16 protein-coding genes and 1 pseudogene are annotated in these 19,625 nt (G+C 71.4%); 7 read left to right on the top strand and 10 right to left on the bottom strand.

Translation table 11 applies throughout. The features are described from left to right. Window positions 1-12: 12 nt before the first annotated feature. The 3 genes from xerC to IH44_RS0106405 form a co-directional block, all read right to left on the bottom strand. The gene (gene xerC / locus IH44_RS0106415) at window positions 13-1,245 is read right to left on the bottom strand and encodes a tyrosine recombinase XerC (protein WP_198544952.1); all 1,233 of its coding nucleotides are present in this window, start codon (window positions 1,243-1,245) and stop codon (window positions 13-15) included. Between the two features lie 16 nt (window positions 1,246-1,261). Then, the gene (locus IH44_RS0106410; RefSeq protein WP_232794839.1) at window positions 1,262-1,525 is read right to left on the bottom strand and encodes an AlpA family transcriptional regulator; all 264 of its coding nucleotides are present in this window, start codon (window positions 1,523-1,525) and stop codon (window positions 1,262-1,264) included. 301 nt (window positions 1,526-1,826) lie between these two features. Next, window positions 1,827-2,465, bottom strand: coding sequence for a helix-turn-helix domain-containing protein (locus IH44_RS0106405; RefSeq protein WP_157852130.1), 639 nt, complete (start codon window positions 2,463-2,465; stop codon window positions 1,827-1,829). A 303-nt stretch (window positions 2,466-2,768) separates the two neighbouring features. Here IH44_RS0106405 and IH44_RS0106400 point away from each other — a divergent pair, with 303 nt between their 5' ends. After that, window positions 2,769-3,008: a hypothetical protein gene (locus IH44_RS0106400; protein WP_063759560.1), complete on the top strand. Its 240-nt coding sequence runs from the start codon at window positions 2,769-2,771 to the stop codon at window positions 3,006-3,008. Window positions 3,009-3,060: 52 nt separating this feature from the next. On the opposite strand, the gene IH44_RS46245 is transcribed toward IH44_RS0106400, so the two are convergent. After that, on the bottom strand, window positions 3,061-3,213 hold the full coding sequence (locus tag IH44_RS46245) for a hypothetical protein (RefSeq protein ID WP_157852128.1): 153 nt from the start codon (window positions 3,211-3,213) through the stop codon (window positions 3,061-3,063). Between the two features lie 479 nt (window positions 3,214-3,692). Here IH44_RS46245 and casA point away from each other — a divergent pair, with 479 nt between their 5' ends. The 6 genes from casA (at window position 3,693) to IH44_RS0106360 (ending at window position 11,356) form a co-directional block, all read left to right on the top strand. Further along, the gene (gene casA, locus IH44_RS40610; RefSeq protein ID WP_035954151.1) at window positions 3,693-5,885 is read left to right on the top strand and encodes a type I-E CRISPR-associated protein Cse1/CasA; all 2,193 of its coding nucleotides are present in this window, start codon (window positions 3,693-3,695) and stop codon (window positions 5,883-5,885) included. A 16-nt stretch (window positions 5,886-5,901) separates the two neighbouring features. Further along, the gene (cas7e, locus tag IH44_RS40605; RefSeq protein ID WP_051816604.1) at window positions 5,902-7,188 is read left to right on the top strand and encodes a type I-E CRISPR-associated protein Cas7/Cse4/CasC; all 1,287 of its coding nucleotides are present in this window, start codon (window positions 5,902-5,904) and stop codon (window positions 7,186-7,188) included. A 62-nt stretch (window positions 7,189-7,250) separates the two neighbouring features. Further along, window positions 7,251-7,991, top strand: coding sequence for a type I-E CRISPR-associated protein Cas5/CasD (cas5e, locus tag IH44_RS0106375; RefSeq protein ID WP_030458423.1), 741 nt, complete (start codon window positions 7,251-7,253; stop codon window positions 7,989-7,991). Further along, window positions 7,988-8,659: a type I-E CRISPR-associated protein Cas6/Cse3/CasE gene (gene cas6e, locus IH44_RS0106370; RefSeq protein ID WP_051816603.1), complete on the top strand. Its 672-nt coding sequence runs from the start codon at window positions 7,988-7,990 to the stop codon at window positions 8,657-8,659. The genes cas5e and cas6e overlap by 4 nt, the downstream gene beginning before the upstream one ends. An 11-nt stretch (window positions 8,660-8,670) precedes the next feature. Further along, window positions 8,671-10,350, top strand: coding sequence for a CRISPR-associated endonuclease Cas3'' (locus IH44_RS0106365; protein ID WP_030458421.1), 1,680 nt, complete (start codon window positions 8,671-8,673; stop codon window positions 10,348-10,350). Next, the gene (locus IH44_RS0106360) at window positions 10,232-11,356 is read left to right on the top strand and encodes a helicase-related protein (RefSeq protein WP_369794908.1); all 1,125 of its coding nucleotides are present in this window, start codon (window positions 10,232-10,234) and stop codon (window positions 11,354-11,356) included. Before IH44_RS0106365 ends, IH44_RS0106360 begins: the two co-directional genes overlap by 119 nt. A 1,865-nt stretch (window positions 11,357-13,221) precedes the next feature. Here the strand turns inward: IH44_RS0106360 and IH44_RS0106355 are convergent. The 6 genes and pseudogenes from IH44_RS0106355 to IH44_RS0106330 form a co-directional block, all read right to left on the bottom strand. Further along, window positions 13,222-15,216: an ABC transporter ATP-binding protein gene (locus IH44_RS0106355; RefSeq protein WP_030458419.1), complete on the bottom strand. Its 1,995-nt coding sequence runs from the start codon at window positions 15,214-15,216 to the stop codon at window positions 13,222-13,224. Window positions 15,217-15,294: 78 nt separating this feature from the next. Further along, window positions 15,295-15,786, bottom strand: a complete 492-nt coding sequence (locus tag IH44_RS0106350; RefSeq protein WP_035954149.1) for an NUDIX domain-containing protein — start codon at window positions 15,784-15,786, stop codon at window positions 15,295-15,297. Window positions 15,787-15,850: 64 nt separating this feature from the next. Beyond that, entirely contained in the window at window positions 15,851-16,390 is a 540-nt protein-coding gene (locus IH44_RS47690) for an AAA family ATPase (protein ID WP_030458417.1), read from the bottom strand. A 120-nt stretch (window positions 16,391-16,510) separates the two neighbouring features. Then, window positions 16,511-17,020: pseudogene (locus IH44_RS47685) on the bottom strand (NUDIX domain-containing protein); the annotation flags it as partial. Between the two features lie 651 nt (window positions 17,021-17,671). Next, entirely contained in the window at window positions 17,672-18,616 is a 945-nt protein-coding gene (locus IH44_RS0106335; protein WP_030458415.1) for an aminoglycoside phosphotransferase family protein, read from the bottom strand. Continuing rightward, on the bottom strand, window positions 18,613-19,341 hold the full coding sequence (locus IH44_RS0106330; protein ID WP_030458414.1) for a tetratricopeptide repeat protein: 729 nt from the start codon (window positions 19,339-19,341) through the stop codon (window positions 18,613-18,615). Before IH44_RS0106330 ends, IH44_RS0106335 begins: the two co-directional genes overlap by 4 nt. Window positions 19,342-19,625: the final 284 nt, after the last annotated feature.

Here is a 19,625-nt window from a genome sequence, read left to right as displayed (position 1 = left end):
CCCGGCAGTCGTTCAGCGGACGACGTAGAGGTGGCGGAGGGGAGCGGTGGGCTCAGGATCCTTCGGCGCGGCCTCCCGGCCCGCGTTGAGGTGGATGCTGAGCTTGTTGCCGGCCTCGACGTAGTCGGCGTGCGAGGGGTGGAGGTAGCGCTGGGTCGTCGTGATCTGCCCGTGCCCGGCGATGCGCTGGAGGACGTGCAGGCGTACGCCGGCGTCGGCGAGCCAGGTGAGGCCGGTGTGCCGCAGGCCATGGCGGCGCAGCCAGTGATAGCCCAGCTTCGTGACGACTTCGTCCCAGTGGGTGGCATCGCGCAGGACGGCCGTACTGATCCGTCCGCCCCGGGGGCCGGTGAACAGGCGGGCCATCGGGTCGTTGCCGACCACGGAGAGCCGCCAGGTCACCATGTCGCGGATCTCTTTGATGATCGGGACGGTCCGGCGGCGCTTTCCCTTCGTGCCCTTGTCGACGAGTCCGCCGGGACTTGGTGTGGTCTGCCGGCAGAGGTCCCACGTCCAGTCGAATCGGTTGATGTCCTTGACCCGGACGCCGGAGACCTCGCCGATGCGGGTGCCGGTGCACGCGGCGAAGCGGACGACGTCGCCCCAGACTCGGTAGGCGCCGTGGGAACGGGCGACGAGCGCCTCGGCGAGAGTGTCGAGGGCGTCCCAGTCGGGCAGGGCGAGGGCGCGGGGGTTGTCCAGCTCGTCCTCGAACTGCTTGTACAGGGACTGCCAGCCGGTCATTCGGCACGGGTTGAGGTCGATGAGGCCGTCGCGGCGGGCCTGCTCCATGACCCGGACGAGGGGGGCAAGGGTGTTCTTGACGGAGGACTTCCCGACCTCGTCGGATATCCAGGCGTGCAGGGCTCGGTCGGTGATGCCGTTGGTGATCGACACGACCGGGACATGTCCCATAGTCGGGACGACCCGGAGCTTCCACCCAGCCCGGTAGGGATCGAGGGTTTTCGGCTCCAGGCCGCGCATGGCCAGGTCCCAGTTCTGGTCCCCGTAGTCCGCCAGCGTCACATTCGATAGCGACGGAACGATTCCGCGCTTGGCCGCCTTGCGTAGGCGGTCGATCCACTCCTTCGCCTCGTCTTCGGAGGCGACCGAGTTGGACAGGGACTTCCGTCCGCCACCCTCGGGATCCCACCAGCGCACACGAGCGCGGTACCGGAATTCGGGGCGCCGGTCCGGCCGGAACTCAATGTCGTCAGTCAGGTCGATTGCGATCGGGACGATCACGGGAGTGTCAGCCAAGCTATGCGGCCTCCGGTTTCTGGGGAACTGCTCGCTGAGATTCGAGCCACGCCTGGGTGTCAGGAATGGAATAGACGACGGTTCGGTGGGCGAGACGGACGAAGGGCGGCCCCTGCGGCGGCTTGGCGGTGCGCCAGCGGCGGAGGGTCGACGGATCGACCTTCAGGAGGGGTGCCAGCTCATCCGCCGTGTACCAGCCGCTGTGGAGCAGGTCCACGACCGCAGGCTGGCCCGTGTCGCCTCCGGGTTGCTGCAGGTCGTTCACGGCGCACACTCACCAGAACGGGCGGAGTGCGTCGCAGGGAACGCGGGTTGATCGAAGAGACGGTGCACGTTGGTGATCCTTGGACTGGCCGAAAGAGATTCAGAGAGGGGTCGGTGGCCAGTCCGGATCTTGTTGGGATTTCGCGGGCATGCACTGGCGGCAGCACTCCTTGCGGTAGGTCGACATCTCGCAGCGGGCCCTGAAGCCGTTCAGGGCAACTGCAGCGGAGCAAGACGCTGGGGCCGTCATGCAATCTCCGCGCATCCCGGCAGTAGCACGTGCGGGTTATGGAGCCCTTCAGTTAGGGCACCTCCTCTTCCTGGGCGATGAATGCGAGATGTTCCGGCAGTGGCGCCGGGTGTAGGCCGCTATCACGCATTCGTTGGCGGGTCTCCAACAGACGTCGACAGTCCTCACGGGCGATGCGCTCCATCTCGGCTGCCTGTCGAGTTAGTTGGTCGTATCTGTCCGAGCCGACGGAGGACTTGCCTGCCTGCTCCCGCCAGTCGCGGGCAGCGCGTGTGGAGATTGTCGCCGTCTGCACGTCGACCTCGTGCTCGCGGAACATCGCCAGCGTGAAGCGTGGACTGCCCTCCGACTCATCAGCCAAGGGACCTTCGCCGGTGATCAGCTGCACGGCCTCCCACGGGGACAGGCGAAGGTTCGGCAGGAGGTCAATGGTTGGCTCCGCCCCGAGCGGCACGAGCAGGGAGGCGACAGGAACGTTCAGCGCTGCGGCGAACGCAAGGATCTCCTCGACCTTGAGGCTCCCGCGTCCGGCGGTCTCGATCTTGTTGATCGCCGTAGGCGGGATCGGGACGCCGAGATCGGCACAGCGCCTGGCGACCTCGGGCGCGGACAGGCCCTGACGAGTGCGAGCGTCCCGGAGGGCTTCGCCTACGCGGAGAGTAAGTGCGGTTGGTACTGGCTTTGTCGTCATGCGAAGCAGCATAACGTGAAGAAGTGCTGCTTTGTGAGCAAGTGTGGTAGAAGTTTCTCCCACAGGGAACACTCCAGATGGGAGAAGGCTGCTTTAGATGACATGACATCGGGGGTTCGCGCCAAGCGCTTCTCCCACGAGGCCTTGGCCAAGCTCCCTCCTGCGCTGCTCCTTGTGGACGCCAACAGGTTGCTGGACCTCACGCGCAGTACGGGGCACCGGATGATCCAGGAAGGCGCGTACCCGTGCGCTGTCCTGAAGGTTGGAGATCAACACCGCGTCGTGACAGCTGACCTTCTTCGAGTGCTGGACCTGCCTGACCTGCCAATTCGCCGTCGAGTGGCCAGCCTGCCGCCGGCCATCCGACTCTCCGAGGCCAACGACTTGCTCAGCCTCAGCCGGACCACCGGCTACAGGCTGGCACGGAACGACCAGTACCCCTGCCACGTGCTGCGACTGGGTGCCGAATACCGGGTCCGCAAGCACGAACTCCAACGACTGCTGCGCATCGGCGACGTGCCCAGCGGCAGGGCCGCCGCGTGAAGGGAGCGGTGACGCGAGCGACAGGCGCTGAGATTCTGCGCCAAGCCCTCGTCTACGGGTGCATCTTCTGCGCCTTCGGGCTCTGGATCGTCTTCGCGGTGACCGCAACGAAGTGGATCGACGAGATCGGCACAATCGGGGCGCCCGGTCGTCCGGCCTGCGATTCAACCGTCAAGGTGCCGTAGCGGCAGAGTGTTTCGTGCACCGTTCCGGTGGTGGCCCCAGTCCGCCGAGTTGCTCGCCCCGGATGGACAGGCGGTGCGGATCGACCGGCTGTTGGTCGGGCACCGGGCTGGTCCGGTCTGGCCGGGCGTGGCGCTCACCGACGGCCTGCTGGTTGGGCAGGTCGCCGTCGGGGCATCTTGCCGCACCTGCATCGCGGCTCGGTCGGCTGCTGGTTCGCCGCCGTTGCCCAGGGCGTGGCCGCGCCGGGCGCGCTGGGAGGGGCTCGTGTTCCGCGTGATGGCCTACGGGCTCGGCCTGCACCGCGCGGAGGCGTCCATTGCTCTGATGCACTAACTGATTGGAAGATACGATGTATACGTATCGTCTGGTTGGAGCAGGCCGGCTCCTTGGTGAGCGGGTCTAAGCGTTCGGCCGGACCACGCCGCCCTACGGCCTCTCTGCGGCGTCGACGGCAGGTTTCCGCTCTGCCGTCGGCTCCTTCGATCAGAGGAGCGGGCCATGTCTGCCTTGGCCGGTTTCAACGTGATGGCTTCGCCGTGCGTCCTGGTTCGCTTCCGCGAGGACGTTTCCGCCGAGGAGGTCGCTGAGTTCGTCCCCGGTGCGGCTGCGGGCGAGGTCGCTCGGGTCGGTGTGCGCCAGGCGCTCAAGGCGGCGCATCTGGTGGCGGATCTCCAGGTTGAACACGTGGCTGTTGAGGCGGCTCTGCGCCGGTTCCTGACCGCTCTGGCCGTGCGGGTCGGGGGCCTGGATGTGGCGGACGAGGACGTGTGGCAGGACGTGCAGCAGGAGTTGCTGCTGGCCGGCCGGTTCGACGCGGGTGCGGTGGACGACTACGTGAAGGAGTTCGGGGACCGGTTCGACCTGTACTCGGACCGGCCGCTGCTGCAGGACCCGCGGCTGGCGCAGGAGTGCACGACGGTCGCGGTGCCGGGGCGGTTGGCGATGACCCGACCGTCGGGGAACACACAGCCGTGGCGCAGCCGAGTGCCCCAGGAAGAGCCGGTGGCCTCGGCGGAGGCGTTCGGATGGCTGCTGGCGTGGCGGGACTACGGGCCGTGCGGGACGGAGGCGTTGCGCAGTCACGGGGGGAAGACCACGAAGATGTCGAAGGCCGGTCCGAACCGGCGGGTGGTGTCGTACTTCCCGCTGGGGTCGAGCCTGTTCACGTCGCTGGTGCTGGGGTGCCCGCCGCCGGGGCGGTGGCCGCAGCTTCCGGGTGAGGACCTGGCGCCCTGGGAGCGCGAGGGGTTGCCGGATCCGCTGGCGCCGGTAGTGGCGTGCGGGCCGGTGTCGCTGCTGGCGGGGCGGGCAGCGCACGCGGTGCTGCTGGCACCCGGCGAAGGCGGGGAGCAGACGGTTTCGTGCTGGATCGCGTGGGCAACGCAGGAGGATCTGCCGGCGGCGGTGGACCCGTTCACCATGACGACGCCGGAGGGGAGAGCGAGGCTGGCGAACGCCGGGCGGTCGCTGCTGCGGGACTTCGACTCCCTGGTGCACGCCAGGGACGTCTCGGCGGGCGGCAGGGTGCCGAGCATGCCGCCGGTGTGGCTGGGCGCTTTCGCGGACCTAGCGCCGAAGGTCCTTGACGCGGTGTCAAACGTGTGGGTGCGGGTGCTGGGCTGCCAACAAGCGGCGCAGGCCGGGGGGATGGAGCACTGGTGGTCGCAGACGACGCCGGTGGCGGTGGCCGCGTTCTTGCCGTCGCGGCATCCAGGGCGGGCGGCGCTGGTCGCCCGGGCCCGTCAGGCGGCCGAGGACGCTGCGGAGTCGCTCGGCGGCGCGCTGCGGGCCGCGTGGCGGGAGACGGGCGGCGACCCGAAGCACAACCCGTGGACGGGGCTGGCGGACATGCTGTTCTGGGACCGGGCCGAGGAGCCGTTCTGGGCCGCGGTCACTGCCGAACAGCTGCCCGCCGAGGACAGACAGGCGTCGCCGTTGGGCTTTCGCCGCCTCGCACTGCAGGTCTACGACGAGGTGAGCGCGCCGCAGACCGCCACCGTTGCGGAGCTGGACCTGATCACCGCCCACCGCCGTGCCGTCATCTCCCCCCGCGGCACCCGATCGAGGAAGGCCGAACCCGTGACCACGTCCCCCGCCTCTGCCCAGCAACCTGCGGCTGCCGAGGGCCGGCCCGACCCGCTGCTGGTGTTCAACGACTTCATGCGCCTGGTCGCGAAGATCTGTACGAGGTCCGGCGGCCGGGGGGCTCTCGCCGACGGGCTGGCCTACGACCTGAGCGAGGGTGCTCCGCCATTGATCGTCGAGGAACTGCTGAACGCCGAGCCCGACGAGGAGGTCCACGCGTTCCTCAAGGATGACAAGCAGGCCCGGCTGTTCACCATGATCGCCTGCCTCTACGCCTTCCACGATGCCCCGAACCCGCGGACGGCCGGGGAGTACCGCTTCCGCCCGCCCCGTCCCGGGTTCGCGCGCCACAACCTCGGCTGGAGCTACCACGAGGCGATCCAGCACGGCATACGCGCGGCCAACGCCCGGGCCGCGCTGCGGACGCTGGCCGGCGGCGAACTCGACGACCTGGTGCTCGCCCTCCCCGGCGCGATCAGCTGGCTGTGCTCGAAGAAGGCGCCGGTGGCCTGGTCGGTGCTGCTGCGCGACCTGACCCGCTGGAACCGCCACGCCGAGCAGGTCCGCCGCGAATGGTTCCAGGCTTTCCACCCCATCACCCCTTGAGAAGAAGGTTCCTCCCATGACCGCCGACAAGGCCGTCGAGGGCACCGTGTTCGACCCCCCGCAACCCGTGCACGTCGACGTCCACCTCCTCCAGTCCTTCCCGTACTCCAACCTCAACCGCGACCGCAACGGCGTCCCGAAGGTCGCCACCTACGGCGCGGTCACCCGCGGGCGCCTGTCCGCGCAGAACACCCGCCGCCACACCCGCGCCGACGTGGAGAAGGCACTCGGCGTACGGGCGCTGCGCACCCGGCAGGTGCCCCAGGAGGTGGCCGCGATCCTCGCCGAACGCGGCTGGGATCTCCAACAGGCCCTGGCCGCCGCGCAGATGCTCATCCACTGTGCCCGGGTCAAGGGGCTGGGGATCGCCGAGAGCGGCGGCACCAACGCGCTGCTGTTCCTGCCGGAGAGCGCGCTGACCGAGTTCGCCGACCTCGCGGATGCCGAAGCCGAGGCGCTGAAGGTGGCCGTCGCCGCGGTCGAGGCCGGCCTCGCGAAGCCCGCGAAGAAGCGTGGCAGCAAGAAGACGGCCCCGTTCGCCGACGAGGACCAGGAGCGGGAGGAGGAAGAGGAGAGGGAGTCGGCGCGGGCCAAGGCGATGGACGCCCACGCGCCGAAGGAGCTGAAGGCCCCGGTGCTGGCGATCCTGCGCTCGCGCAACGCCGCGGTCGCCGCCTACGGCCGGATGCTCGCCAACGAGGCCGCCTCCAGCGTCAACGGCGCCGTCCAGGTCGCCCACGGCCTGACCACCCACCGCCTGTCCGTGCAAACTGACTTCTTCTCAGCCGTGGACGACGTGCTGAAAGGCGGAACGGAGAGCGGTGCCGGGCACATCGGCGACCAGCGGTACACCAGCGGTGTGTACCATCGATACGCCTCGCTGAACTGGCCCGAACTGCTGCACAACCTCGACGGCGACGAAGCCACCGCACGGGAGGTGCTGGAGGCGTTCGTTCGCGCCTTCATCACCACCGTGCTGCCGGCCAAGGGCAACAACACCGCCGCGTTCACCGTGCCGCACCTCGTCTACGTCGTGGTGCGCACCGACCGCCCGGTCAACCTCGTCGGAGCGTTCGAGAGCCCCGTCCAGGCGGCCGAGGACGGCGGCTTCCTACCCGGCTCGCTGGCCGCCCTCAGCCGGCACGCCGCCGCCACCGACCGCTTCCTCGGCACCGCCCACCGCGCCTTCCACGCCCACGCCGGACTCGTCGAGGACGCCGTCCCGGACCTGGGCGAGCGCATGGAGAGCCTCGACGACCTCATCAGCAGCACCACCGACGCCGTCACCCGCCTCACCGCGTAGGCCCCCACCGTTTCCCGGCCCCGCCTTGCCGGGCCGCCCCGCTGCCGCTCCTGGAGTTCCCCGTGACCGGCATCCTCCTCCACCTCTCCTCGCCGATGCAGTCCTGGGGACTGCAGGCCGAGCACCACTTCCACCCCACCGAGAAGCACCCCACCCGCAGCGGCCTGATCGGCTTGATCGCCTCCGCGATGGGCCGCCCCGACACCCACCCCAACCAGGACCTGCGGCAACTGGCCTTCACCATCCGCGTCGACCGCCCCGGACAGCGGGAGATCGACTTCCACACCATCGGCGGCGGCCTGCCCGCCCACCTGGCCGTGCCCCGCGCCGACGGCAGCCCCCGCACCGAGGGCACCAGCACGATCGTCACCGAACGCGCCTACCTCTGCGACGCCGCGTTCACCGTCGCCGTCACCGGGCCTGCCGGCACCGTCGCCGACGCCGCCCGGGCCCTGGCCCGGCCCGTCTTCGCCCCCTACCTCGGCCGCCGCTCCTGCCCGCCCGACGTGCCGGTCTTCCTCACCACCTGCCCCGATGCCCTCGACGCCCTCGACCACCTGCCTCTGCACCGCCCCCCGTCGCCGCCCTGGGACAAGGAACCCCGCCCCGTCGGCTTCGTCCACGACACCCCGCCCGAACCCGGCGCCCCGCCCGACCGGCAACTGCGCGACCAGCCCTTGCCCGGTGGGCAGTTCACCGACCGCAACATCTGGTACCGCACCCGGACCCTCCCCGCCCCGGACGCCGGCCTTGGAACCGCCTACCTCAACGCCCTCGCCCACTACCTGGAGGAACAGCGATGACCGTCCTGACCGCACCCCTGAACCTCGCCCGCATCCCCCTGAACCGCTACTGCCGGGAAGTACGCGCCGACCTCAGGGACCGCGGCTCCCTGCACCGGCGCGTCCAGTCGCTCTTCCCCGACCAACTCGGCCCCCACCCGCGCGCCGCCGCCGGCGTCCTGTTCCGCCTGGAGCGCACCGAGAGCTGCGCCACCCTCCTCGTCCAGTCGGCCATCCCCGTCAACCGCAACGCCCTGCCCACCGGCTACACCAGCGCCGACGTCGAGTACCGCGACCTCGCCCCGCTCTTGGACTGGGCGCAGGCCGGCCGCACAGTCCAGTACCGGATCGACGCCCAGCCCCAGCGCTCGGTCCGCGAACCGCACCGGCCCGGCGTCGAACGCCCCCGCGGCAAACCCGTCAGCCTCATCGGCCAGGACGCCGTCGACTGGTGGCACCGCCAGGCCCTCCTCGCCGGCCTCCAACCCCACACGATCCTCGACCTGCGCCAGCCCATCGCCACCGTCCTGCGGGAGACCGCCCAGTCCGGCTCCTTCCGGATCACCCGCTTCGAGGGCACCGCCACCATCACCGACCCCGACGCCCTGCGCACCGCACTGCGCAAGGGCATCGGCCAGGGCCGCTCCTACGGCTTGGGCCTGCTGTCCATCGCTCCCCACCGCCCCTGACCGCAGCCGCCATGTCCGCCCTCGACCCCGGTCTCCCCGCCAAGCAGCGCGGCCTCGAGAAGCCCTACTCGGCCGGCTGCCACGCCTTGGACGCGGCCGTCATGGCCGCACGCCTGTGGGACGCCTACCTCACCCCCAACCAGCGCCACGCCATCGCCACCGGCTGGAACCTGACCGAGCATCAGGCCCGCACCCTGCTCGTCTTCCTCGCCGCCCTCCACGACCTCGCCAAGATCAGCCCCGCCTTCCTCAGCCAACTCGGCGACGCCGACCACCACACCGGCACCCCCGGCTACCCGCCCGCACCACCCGGCGAACACCTGCGCCACGACCGCGGCGTCCACCTCGCCCTGCCCGAACTCCTCCACCGCCTCTACCGACTTCCCCTCGACGACCGCCCCCTGCGCCTGGTCGCCCACCAGCTCGCCCAGATCCTCGGCGGCCACCACGGCCTGTGGCACCCCGCTCTCTCCCACCAGGGCGACCAACTCACCTGCCCCCTCGACGCGGCGCCCGCGCTCGGCCACGACCAGTGGGACACCCAGCGCGAAGCCCTGCTCCGCCTGGCCGCCGACCGCCTCGGCGACCCGCCCATGCCCACCCGGCCCGCCCCCGCCCCCGCGGCCGTCCTCGTCACCGGCACCGTTATGCTCGCCGACTGGCTCGTCTCCCAAGCCGGCTGGATCCGCGCCCGCCAGCGCCAGTGGAAGAACCACCCCGGCAACTGGGCCGCCCACCTCGACGATGCCCAACACGCCGCACCCCGCGCCCTGCGCCGCGCCCAGCTCACCACCGCACCCCGGCCGAAGGCCACCACCTTCGCCGACCTGTTCCCCCGCCTCGCGGGCAAAACCCTGCACCCGCTCCAGGAAGACCTCGAACGCCGGCTCCCCGCCCTCGTCGAAGCCGGCGGACCCGGACTACTACTCGTCACCGCGCCCACCGGCGACGGCAAGACCGAATGCGGACTGTTCGCCTGCGCCGTCACCGCCGCCACCAGCGGAGCCGCCGGGCCCTGCCTGCTGCTGCCCACCATGGCCACCACCGACCCCCAGTGGGAACGCCTGCGCGAGCACTGCCGACACCTCGGCCGCCTCACCGGGCGCCGCCACCCGGCCGTGCTGCTGCACTCCGCCGCCTGGCTCCACGACGGCTACAACCCGATCGGCGGGAGCATCCACAGCGACTGGGCCATCGTCGAGGAGTGGCTGCGCGGCCGCTACCGCGGCCTGCTCGCCCACGCGTGCGCCGGCACCTGGGACCAGGCCGCCATCGCCACTCTGCCGGTGAAGTTCAACGCGATCCGCTGGCTCGGCCTGACCCGCCACGTCGTCGTCATCGACGAGGCCCCTCGGCGCGCTCGGCACCCCCGTCGTCCTGCTCTCCGCCACCCTCACCGGCCGCACCGCCGCCAGCCTCGTCAACGCCTACCGCACCGGCCAGAACCCCCAATCCCAGCCCATCACCGTCCAACCCTCCTACCCCGGCTGGACCTACACCGACGCCACCGGCACCACCACCGCCTCCCGCCCCGACATCCCCTCCGATCGCGCCCACACCCTCACCATCCGCATCCCCGACGCCGAACCCGGCAACGACCCCGCCGCCCCCGACAGCCGCGCCCGCGCCCTCCTGGAGGCCCTCGCCCCGCTGCACGACACCCGCACCGGCAGTGCCCTCGTCACCTGTGACACCGTCGAAGACACCCAGCAGACCCGCCAACTACTGCGCGCCGCCTGGGGAATCGGCCCCCACACCCCCCGCTTGCTCCTGCTCCACTCCAAACTCCCCGACCAGCACCGCGCCACCCTCACCAAGCAGATCCAACGCTGGACCGGCCCCGGACGCCCCCGACCCAAACGCCCCTTCGTCGTCATCAGCAGCCCCGTCTGCGAGCAGTCACTCGACGTCGACTTCGACCTCGTCGTCTCCGACCTCGCCCCCGCCGCCCAACTCCTCCAACGCGCCGGCCGCGGACACCGCCACCCCCGCACCGACCGACCCGCCTGGGCCCGCCGCCCCGTCCTCGTCGTCCTCACCCCGCCCGGCGCCCTACCGCCCAGCTGGCTGCCCGTCTACGACAAGAGCCTGCTCCTGCACACCCGCCAAGAACTGCGCGCCCTCGCCCCGAAGAACACCCGCACCGTCACCCTCGCCATCCCCCAACAGGTCCCCGCCCTCATCGAAGCCGTCTACGCCGACGACTTCACCACCCCCGACGGCCGCGCCCGCGACGTCGGCGACACCCAGCACACCGTCCGCGCCGCCATCGCCGCCATCAACCCGCCCCACAAGGTCCACGACCTCCACCACCTCTCCGAAGGACTCGTCGACGACCCCGCCACCCGCCTCGGCGCCGACACCCTGCGCGTCCTACCCGTCTACACCCGCCCCGACGGCACCCGCTGGCTCAACCCCCGCTGCACCCACCCCCTCCCCGAAACCGTCGACCCCCACGACCTCACCACCATCCGCCACCTCATGAACCACACCCTCCCCATCCATGCCACCCTCCTCCCACGCCACCATCCCGACACCCGCCCACCCGACTCCTGGCACACCATCGGCGGACTACGCCACCTCGCACTCCTCCCTCAACCCGTCACCCCCGCAGGCACCCGCCCCTACACCACCCGAACCCACACACTCCACCTCCACCCCGCACTCGGCCTCACCACCCGCAACAGGACCACCTGACCAACACCGACCACCTCCCCGCTCCTTGACAAAGAAACAGCAAAACCTCTCCAACGCCCCAGCTCACAAAGGGTGCCCTCCGCCCGCGCAGAGGTTCGCCGTGGGCCCAGGCCCACGAGTTGTCGGGCTGGCCGTCCCCTCTGCCCGCGCAGAGGTTCGTCGTACCAGGAAGACTACGACCTGCTGCACTCCACGTGCCCTCCGCCCGTGCAGAGGTTCGCCCGTCGAGTTCGGGCCCGACATCGGCACCGGCCGGTGTCCCTCGCCCGCGCAGAGGTTCGTCGGCCCCCGGCCAGGACCGCTGGCGCAACCTTGCGTGCCCTCCGCCGTGCAGAGGTTCGCCGAACCAGCCGGCGCGCATGCCGGGGATCGGCTGGTTCCCTCCGCCTGTGCAGAGGTTCGCCAGCGACGCCGTACAGCACGCGGTCCGGGTGCCCTCTGCCCGCGCAGAGGTTCGCCGTACCAGCCAGCGCGCATGCTGGGGATCGGCTGGTTCTCTCCGCCCGCGCAGAGGTTCGCCGGCAGAGGGGACGGTGTGGATGCTGCGGCTGGCGCGCTCTCCGCCCGTACAAAGGTTCGCCGTCGGTGGTGGGCTGGTTGGGAACCCACGGTTCGTGCCCTCCGTTCGTACAAAGGTTCGCCGAACGCGGGGTGGAACGCGCTCCGGCCGACCAAGTGCACTCTGCCCGTGCAGAGGTTCGCCGACGGCGCAGGGGCGGTTCAACGCGCTGGTGCGGTGCCCTCCACCCGTGCGGAGGTTCGCCGTGGGGACACTTCGGTGCGGACTTCTGGACCGTGTGCCCTCCGCCCGCGCAGAGGTTCGCCGGGAGACCCGATGCTCAGCTCCGCCCAGTTCGAGTGCCCTCCGCCCGCGCAGAGGTTCGCCCTCGTGTGCCCTCTACCCGTGCAGAGGTTCGCCGCCGATCGCGGTAGACATGACGGTCATGGCTGGGTGCTCTCTGCCCGCGCAGAGGTTCGCGCCTCACCGCCGCCCTGCTCGCCCCGGTGCCCTCCGCCCGCGCAGAGGTTCGCCGCAGTTGGTGCACCTCTCGCACGCCTGGGCCTTGTACCCTCCGCCCGTGCAGAGGTTCGCCGACCACGCACAGGTCCACGGCCATACGGCGGACGTGCCCTCCGCCCGTGCAGAGGTTCGCCGCAGCTTGCCCAGAACTGGGTGAGGATTGTGGCCTGCTCTTCGCCTCCCGCCGAAGTTTGCTGGCCGCGGTTGCCAAGATTGCGCAGGTTGCCATGTACCCTCCGCTCGCGCGGAGAGCTTCTCCGTCCGAGGTGGCGAGCGCACGGACATCGCCGACGGGGACCTCCTCGACGAGCGTCATGCTGGCAGTGGCAGGCAGGCAGCTGGCTGGCCAGGGCGAGATCGGCGCACCGTTTTCGAACCGGTCTGGTTCGGGGCTGACCGCGGCCAGTTGGTCCGCTGCCGAACCGGTTTGACGTTTTCCGAGCGGCGTGTTTGGCACCCAGGTAGCGTCTGGTGTCCATGGACGACGACGTGCATGAGTGGCCTGGCCGAGTCACCTTGACCGTGCCGGTCGAGGTGTGGATTCCCACCACTGACCTCGCCACCGGGGAGTCGTGGCTGCGGACACTGCGCTGCCCCCAGTGCCAGGCAGTGACAGGTTTTGCCCTGCACGCCGACGGTCGTCTGGGACAAATCACCTGCGGCGGGTGCGGGTTGACGTTCGCCGACCGGGCTGTCGACGGCTCGTCGGTCCGGCAGACCTTCGCGATCCACCAGAAGGGTGTCCCCGCCGACGTCCCGATGACGCTGGTCGGCGCCGGCGGCAAGACCGAGGTTCTGATGGTGCCGATCCTCGTCGAGGACCGGACGGCGGTGCCGGCCGGGGTCAGGGTGCGGGGGCCGGGCGGGGCTGGTCGGGGATCCGTCCGGCGTCCGGGGTGGTGTCGTACTGCTGGGCCTGGATCCGGTACATCCGGCCGTAGAGGGTGTCGGCGGCCATGAGCTGGGCGTGGGTGCCCTGTTCGACCAGGCGGCCGTGGTCGAGGACGGCGATGTGGTCGGCCTTGGCGGTGGCGGCGAGGCGGTGGGTGATCAGGATGACGGTGGCGCCGAGGTCGCGCAGGCGGCGGATCTGTTCGAACGCGGCGATTTCGGCGGCGGGGTCGAGCGCGCTGGTGGGCTCGTCGACGACGACCAGCGCGGGGTGGCGGCCGTCCGTGTCGGGGGTGGCCAGGCGCAGGTGGGTGCGGGCGAGCGCGATGGTCTGCCACTGGCCGCCGGAGAGGTTCACCCCGCCCTCGAAGCCCTTGGCCAGCAGGGTGCGCCAGCCGCGGGGCAGGCCGTCGAGCACCCGCTGCAGGCCCGCGTAGTCCGCGGAGGCTTCCAGTTGGGCCTGCGCCAGCGGGACTTCGGGTCGGCCGAGGAGGAGGTTGGCCTCCAGGGTGAAGGCCCAGCGCTGGTAGGTCTGGTCGAGCAGCACGGTGGAGCGGAACTGCTGGTGCCGGTCCGCGCCCGCGGTGTCGACGCCGTCCCAGCGGATCCTGCCGTGCTGCGGCTGGTAGACCCCGCACAGCAGGTGGGCGAGGGTGGACTTTCCGGAGCCGTTGGCGCCGACCAGTGCGGTGACCTGCCCGCCGGGGATGGTGAGGGTGACCCGGTCGAGGGCGGGGGCCGGTTTGCCGGGGTAGGTGAAGGTGACGTCCTCGACGGTGATGGTCCTCGGTCGTTCGGGCAGCGGGGTGCCGCCGGTGGGGATGGCGCGGCGGTGGCCCTCGGTGCGCAGCCGGTCGAGGTCGCGGACGAACAGCGACTCCTCGTAGAGGGAGTTGATCCGCTCCACCAGGCCGGCGATGCCGGCGGCGCCGGTGCGGATCGCCAGGACGGCGGTGAACGCGGCGGCAAGCGGGACGGCGTGGTCGAGGACGAGCCAGCCGAGCAGGGCGAACGCGCCGGCGGTGGCGAGGCCGGCCAGGGCGGCGGTGAGCGTGTCGGTGGCGGCCCGGGCGCGGGCGAGGCGGCTCTGCTCCTTGACCGAGGCGGCGGACATCCGCGCGTAGTGGTGCAGCAGGAACGGGCCACAGGCGTGGACGCGCTGCTCGGCGGCCGAGTAGGGGTGGATCAGCATGTCGGCGATGGCGGTGCTGGCCCGGTTGTGCTGGAGCATCGCCCGGGTGGAGGTGTACTGGCGGCGGGCCGTGATCACCGCGCCCCAGCCGCGCGGTGCGGTGATCAGCACCAGCATGGCGAGCAGCAGCGGGTTCAGCACGGACAGCACCCCGGCCACCGAGACCAGCGACAGTGCCCCGGTCAGCACGGCGGTGGCCTGCCCGATGATGTTCTGCAGCGACATCGCGCCCCAGCGGGCGCTGTCGACCTCGGTGAGGAACTCCGGGTCCTCGATCGCCGCGAGCTCGGAGCGGCTGACCACCTCCAGGAACTCCAGCGTGGCCAGCCGGAACACCGCGGGTTGCAGCCGCCCGGTCGCCCAGGTCGACAGCGCCGCCAGCACCGCCGATCCGGCGGCCAGCGCCCCGGCCGCCGCCACCGCGGGCACCGCCGCCCGCACCACCTGCCCGACGTCGCCCGGCGCCAGCAGCGCGGCCAGCACCCGGTTGACAGCGACCAGCGACGCCGCCGCCGCGATGCCGCGCAGCACCTCGGAGACCACCAGCACGAGCAGCGCCCGCGGACTGGCTGTCCAGGCCATCCGCCCGGCCAGCAGCAGGAACCGCGGGACCTGCCGGGCCACCGCGAGGAACGACAGCTTCCCGGCGGCTTGTTCGTGCTTGGCCCAGCCGTAGCTATAGCGCATCGGCCCGCCGAACAGCAGCTGCTCGCTGTCGGAGACCGGCGGATCCGCGGACTCGGTCCTGCGCGTCATGGACGCCCTTTCGCATCGGAGGAACGGGGAACGGCGACGGGCCGCCGCGACGTGAGGAAGACGGTGCCGCGCCGGGTGCTACGCGCAGGCAGGTGCGTACGGTCCGGAGGCGTGGTCGAAGCCGTGGGTGGAGTAGGCCGGGCCGCCGTCCAGGTAGGCCCGCACCGCGGCTTCGGAGGTGGGGAACATCGGCGCGGGCAGCGGGTCGGCGGCGGGGTGCCAGCGCACCTCCAGGTGCTTGTCCGGCTCGACGTTGACCAGCTCGCCCGTGAACTCGGTGGTGGCGAAGACGAACAGCACGAAGGACCCGAGTCCGTCCCAGCCCTCCTTGGCGTGGATGGTGTGCACCAGGCGCAGGGCCGACGGCCGGGCGACGAGCCCGCTCTCCTCGTACAGCTCGCGGACGGCGGCACGGGTGATCTCCTCGCCCGGGTCGACCTTCCCGCCGGGAATGGTCCAGGCGGAGCCCGGCGCCCAGCTGGGCTTGCCGTAGTGGACAAGGGCGATCCGGTCGGTGGCCGGGTCGTGGGCGATGACACCGACCGACAGCCTGCTCGTGGCGTGCGCCATGGTTCTCCTCAGAGTTGGAAGGGATGGAGGGTGGAAGAGGCGGCCGGTGGGCCGGCCAGGGTGGCTAGACGTCGAGGGCGGGGAGGTTGGCCAGGCCGCTGTCGCGCATGATTCGCCCGACGGTGTCCGACAGGGTGCTGTCGGCGCCGATGACGGTCTCGATCCCGCCGGGGAGCAGGTCGCGTTCGCGGTACCAGTCGCGCAGGTGCCGCTCGGTGACGGCCGCCTGCAGCTGGGGGTCGGGCTTCGAAGCGTGCCGCCGCAGGGTCTCCTCGAAGGGGACGTCGAGGTAGTAGCAGCGAGATACGCCGCGGTGGTCGGCCACCAGGCGCTGGAGCATCGGGCCGTAGCGGGCGGCGGACAGGATGCCCTCGACGACGACGTGGTAGCCGGCGTCCAGCGCGTAGCGGGCGGTGGTGTCGATGAGGCCGATGTTCGCGCCGCCGTGCCGGTCGTGTTCGCGCAGTACGACCCGGCGCAGGACGTCCTGGCCGACTACGGCCAGGCCCCGCCCGAACGCCTCCCGGAGCCCGGCCGCGATCGAGGACTTGCCCGACGCCGAGTTCCCCCGGACGATCACCAGCCGACTCTCCGAACTCCCCACGGCCGTCGCGGACGGATCGGCGGCCGTTCCCGTTGTCGGCCAGCCGAAGACGGACAGCGGGCGGCCGGCGGCGATCTCGGCGAGGGCGGCGGCCGTGTAGGCGACGGTCGGATCCGGCAGCGCCTCCAGCGGCCACCACTCCAGCTCCGAGCACTTGTCCGGCTCCCGGTTGGTGACCGGCCCGGCGTACGAGCGGGCGGTGAAGAACAACTGCAGCCGCCCCAGGCCGTCGTCGGCATCCAAGTGGTGCAGGGTGTGGACGAGGTCGAGGTCCTTCTCGCGGACGTGGATGCCGAGTTCCTCCTCCGCCTCCCGGGCCATGCCGCGCAGCACCGACTCCCCGGCTTCGAGGTGGCCGGCCGGGGTGTGCCAGTGGCCTTCGGCGAACGAGGTTCCGGTACGGCGGCCCAGCAGCACCTTGCCGCCCTCGATCAGGACCAGGTGGACTCCCACCACCGAGGTGTGTGACACGGAACTTCTCCTTCCTCGGGACGCGGACGCGGCCGCGGACGGGGCAACCGCCCGCGTCCGGGCGTGGCGGAGCAGCGATCGGCCGAGTGCTCGGTCGTCGCACGTGAGTGCGCTTGCGGACGTCTCACCGTAGGCGGCGGCCCTGGCCCGTGTCGGCATGTCCCCGGAGAAGCCACACGATCCGGTGAATTGGCCAACTGGTCATATTTGCAACCCTGTTGGAGCTCGGCATGGGCAGCGTCCCACGAGGCACCGACAGCGCACCCCGAGGCTGCTGAGTCCTCGTCACCGGCCACGACCTGGTAGGCGTTGCGCTCGCGGTAGGTGTCGCCGTAGTCCTGCCTGCAGCCCGAGCAGCTCTCGACGTGCAGCACGGTGGTGCCGCGGTGCCGGGCCCTGAAGACGAGGTAGAGGTCGCCGCCGTCGCCAGCTGTCTCGATCCATCCGTGGGGAGGGACTTTGTCGGCTCCGACGAAGGTGAGCACGTCCGGGTCGGGCAGCGGAGCCACGGGCCGGTGGTCCGTGCCAGGGGCCACGGCGAGGCGCCAGTGCAGCGAGAACAGCTCGCCCGGGCGGACACGGACCACCGCGGTGTCCTTGGAGAGCACCGTTCCGTGGACCATGCGGCCGGCGGCCGGGGCCGCCGGGGCGGTCAGCACCGGCAGTAGCGCCAGCGCCAGGAGGAGTCGCCGTGCGGCGCGGCACCAGGACGAGCGCGTGAGCCAGGTCAACGGGGGACCTCTCGGGCCGGTCGCGGTGACGGCGGTGCGGGCAGGGTGGTCGGGGCCGTGGTAGGCCCTGGTTGTGCTGTCATCGCGTGGATGCGTGGGTGGGGGCGAGGATGGGGTCGACAGTCCAGTTCCAGGGTTGTGGCGTGCCGGAGAGGATCGTCTCCAGACGCAGTTCGGCTTCCGGGCGCACGTCGGGCCTGGTGCGGGAGACTTCGAGGTAGGACAGGCAGGACATGATGCCGAAGATCGGCACGAGGGCGGCGAAGGGCTTCCCGCCGTCGACGGTGGTGATGTCGTAGCCGTACCCCTGGGCGAACTGCTGGTAGTAGGAGGGGTCGAGACCGAATGCACCGACTGCCCACGCGGGGGCGGCCTGGTCGGTCTCCGGGTGGCCGATCGACATGCTCTCCAGGTCGATCAGCGCGGTTCCGCGGTCCTTGGTGAGGAGGAAGTTGTTCTTGCCGACGTCGCCGTGGACGGTGCAGGGACGGCTCCAGTTGACGCGCCCGTATGTGTCGGCGGCCTGGGCGAGGCGGCGGCGGAGCAGGAGCCGTTGGCGGTCGGTGAGCGCCTCGGGCCCCAGGCGGCCGATCCGGGCGGCGGCCCTGGCGATCTTGTCCATATGGGGCAGTCCGATACCGGTCAGGGGCGGGATGCGGTGCAGCCGGGCCAGCAGTTCACCGAACTGGCCGGGGCTGGGCTGCCGCCGGCCGAGGTCTTCGGTGAAGCTGACGACGGTGCCGTCCACGACGACCGGTTCGTCCAGGCACCCGACCGGCGCAGCGGTGGGTATGCCAGCGGCCAGCAGAGCGCACGCGGCGCGTACTCGACGCTGGGCGTCGGCGAGCGTGCCGCGGAGATGGACCTTCCCGACCGCGCCCGCGTCGGGCAGGCGGTAGACCCGGTTCAGCGCGTCGTAGATCAGTTCGGCGCCGCTCGGGTCGAGCCCTTGGAGTTCGGCGGCGGCGACGAGAGCCGCACGGGAGGAGTCGGCTCGCTGCTCAAGGGTGGTGGTGACACTCACTGGCCTGCGGCTCCCGTCAGTCGCAGGACCAAACGCTGGGCGTCGGTGGTGCGGCCGAGCGCCTGGAACATCGCGAGGGAGGCGTTGAACCAGATCCTGGCGGTCTTCTCGTCACCGGCGCGGCGGGCGGCCTCGCCGAGCAGCAGCATGGTCCGGGCGACCCAGGGCTGGGCACCCGTTTCGGCGAACTGGCCCAGCGCCCTGGAGAGGTGGGCGGTGGCTTCGGGGCGCCCGCCAGCGGCGGAGTGGGCTTCGCCGAGGAAGGCCAGGGCCCGGCCGACGTTGACGCCGTCGTGCCCCGGGAGGGTGGCGAGCAGCCGCAGGGCCTCCTCCAGCAGGTCGATCGCGGCGCCGGGCTCGCCGAGGGCGGTGCGGGAGGAACCGAGGAGGATGAGGGCCAGGGCCAGGTCGCGGGGCTGACCGAGCGGCCGCAGCAGGCCGCGGGCCTGCTCCAGGTGCGGCAGGGCCTCGGCGTAGCGGCCGGCGGCGTGGTGGCAGGCGCCGATGCCGCGGGTGTGCTGGGCGATGCCCGCTTCGTCGCCGGTGGCGGTGGCGATATCGCGGGCGCGGGTCAGGTGCGCGATGGCGGCGTCGTGGCGGCCTTGGTCGCAGTGGCCCATGGCGAGGGTGTGGAGCATGCTGCGTACGGCGGCCTGGTCGTGGCAGCGCTCGGCGGCGAGCAGGCCCTGCTCGTGGACGGGGATGCACAGGTCGCGGTCGCGCAAGAGGTGGAAGTAGGCGTAGCAGGCGGTGACGAGCGCGAGGGCCGCGGCGTCCTCGCGGGCAGTGCGGGCGGCGGCCAGGACGGCGAGCAGGGAGGGGGCCGTCGACTCCAGCCAGGAGCGCGCTTCCTGGCTGTTGGTGAGCTGTAGAGCCTGGCCGGGCCGGTGCCGGCGGGTGGGCTGGGCTCTCAGGCGGTCCTACGTTGTTGGTGGGTTGGACGGGCCGTCGTAAGGTCCAGAGATCCAGAGGCGCCGGGTATGGCTTTCAGGCGGTTGCACGCGATGGC

Source organism: Kitasatospora sp. NRRL B-11411 (assembly GCF_000721345.1).
Lineage (GTDB): Bacteria > Actinomycetota > Actinomycetes > Streptomycetales > Streptomycetaceae > Kitasatospora > Kitasatospora cineracea.
Note: the sequence above shows the minus strand (reverse complement) of the source record. Positions and strands in the feature narration are given on the sequence as shown.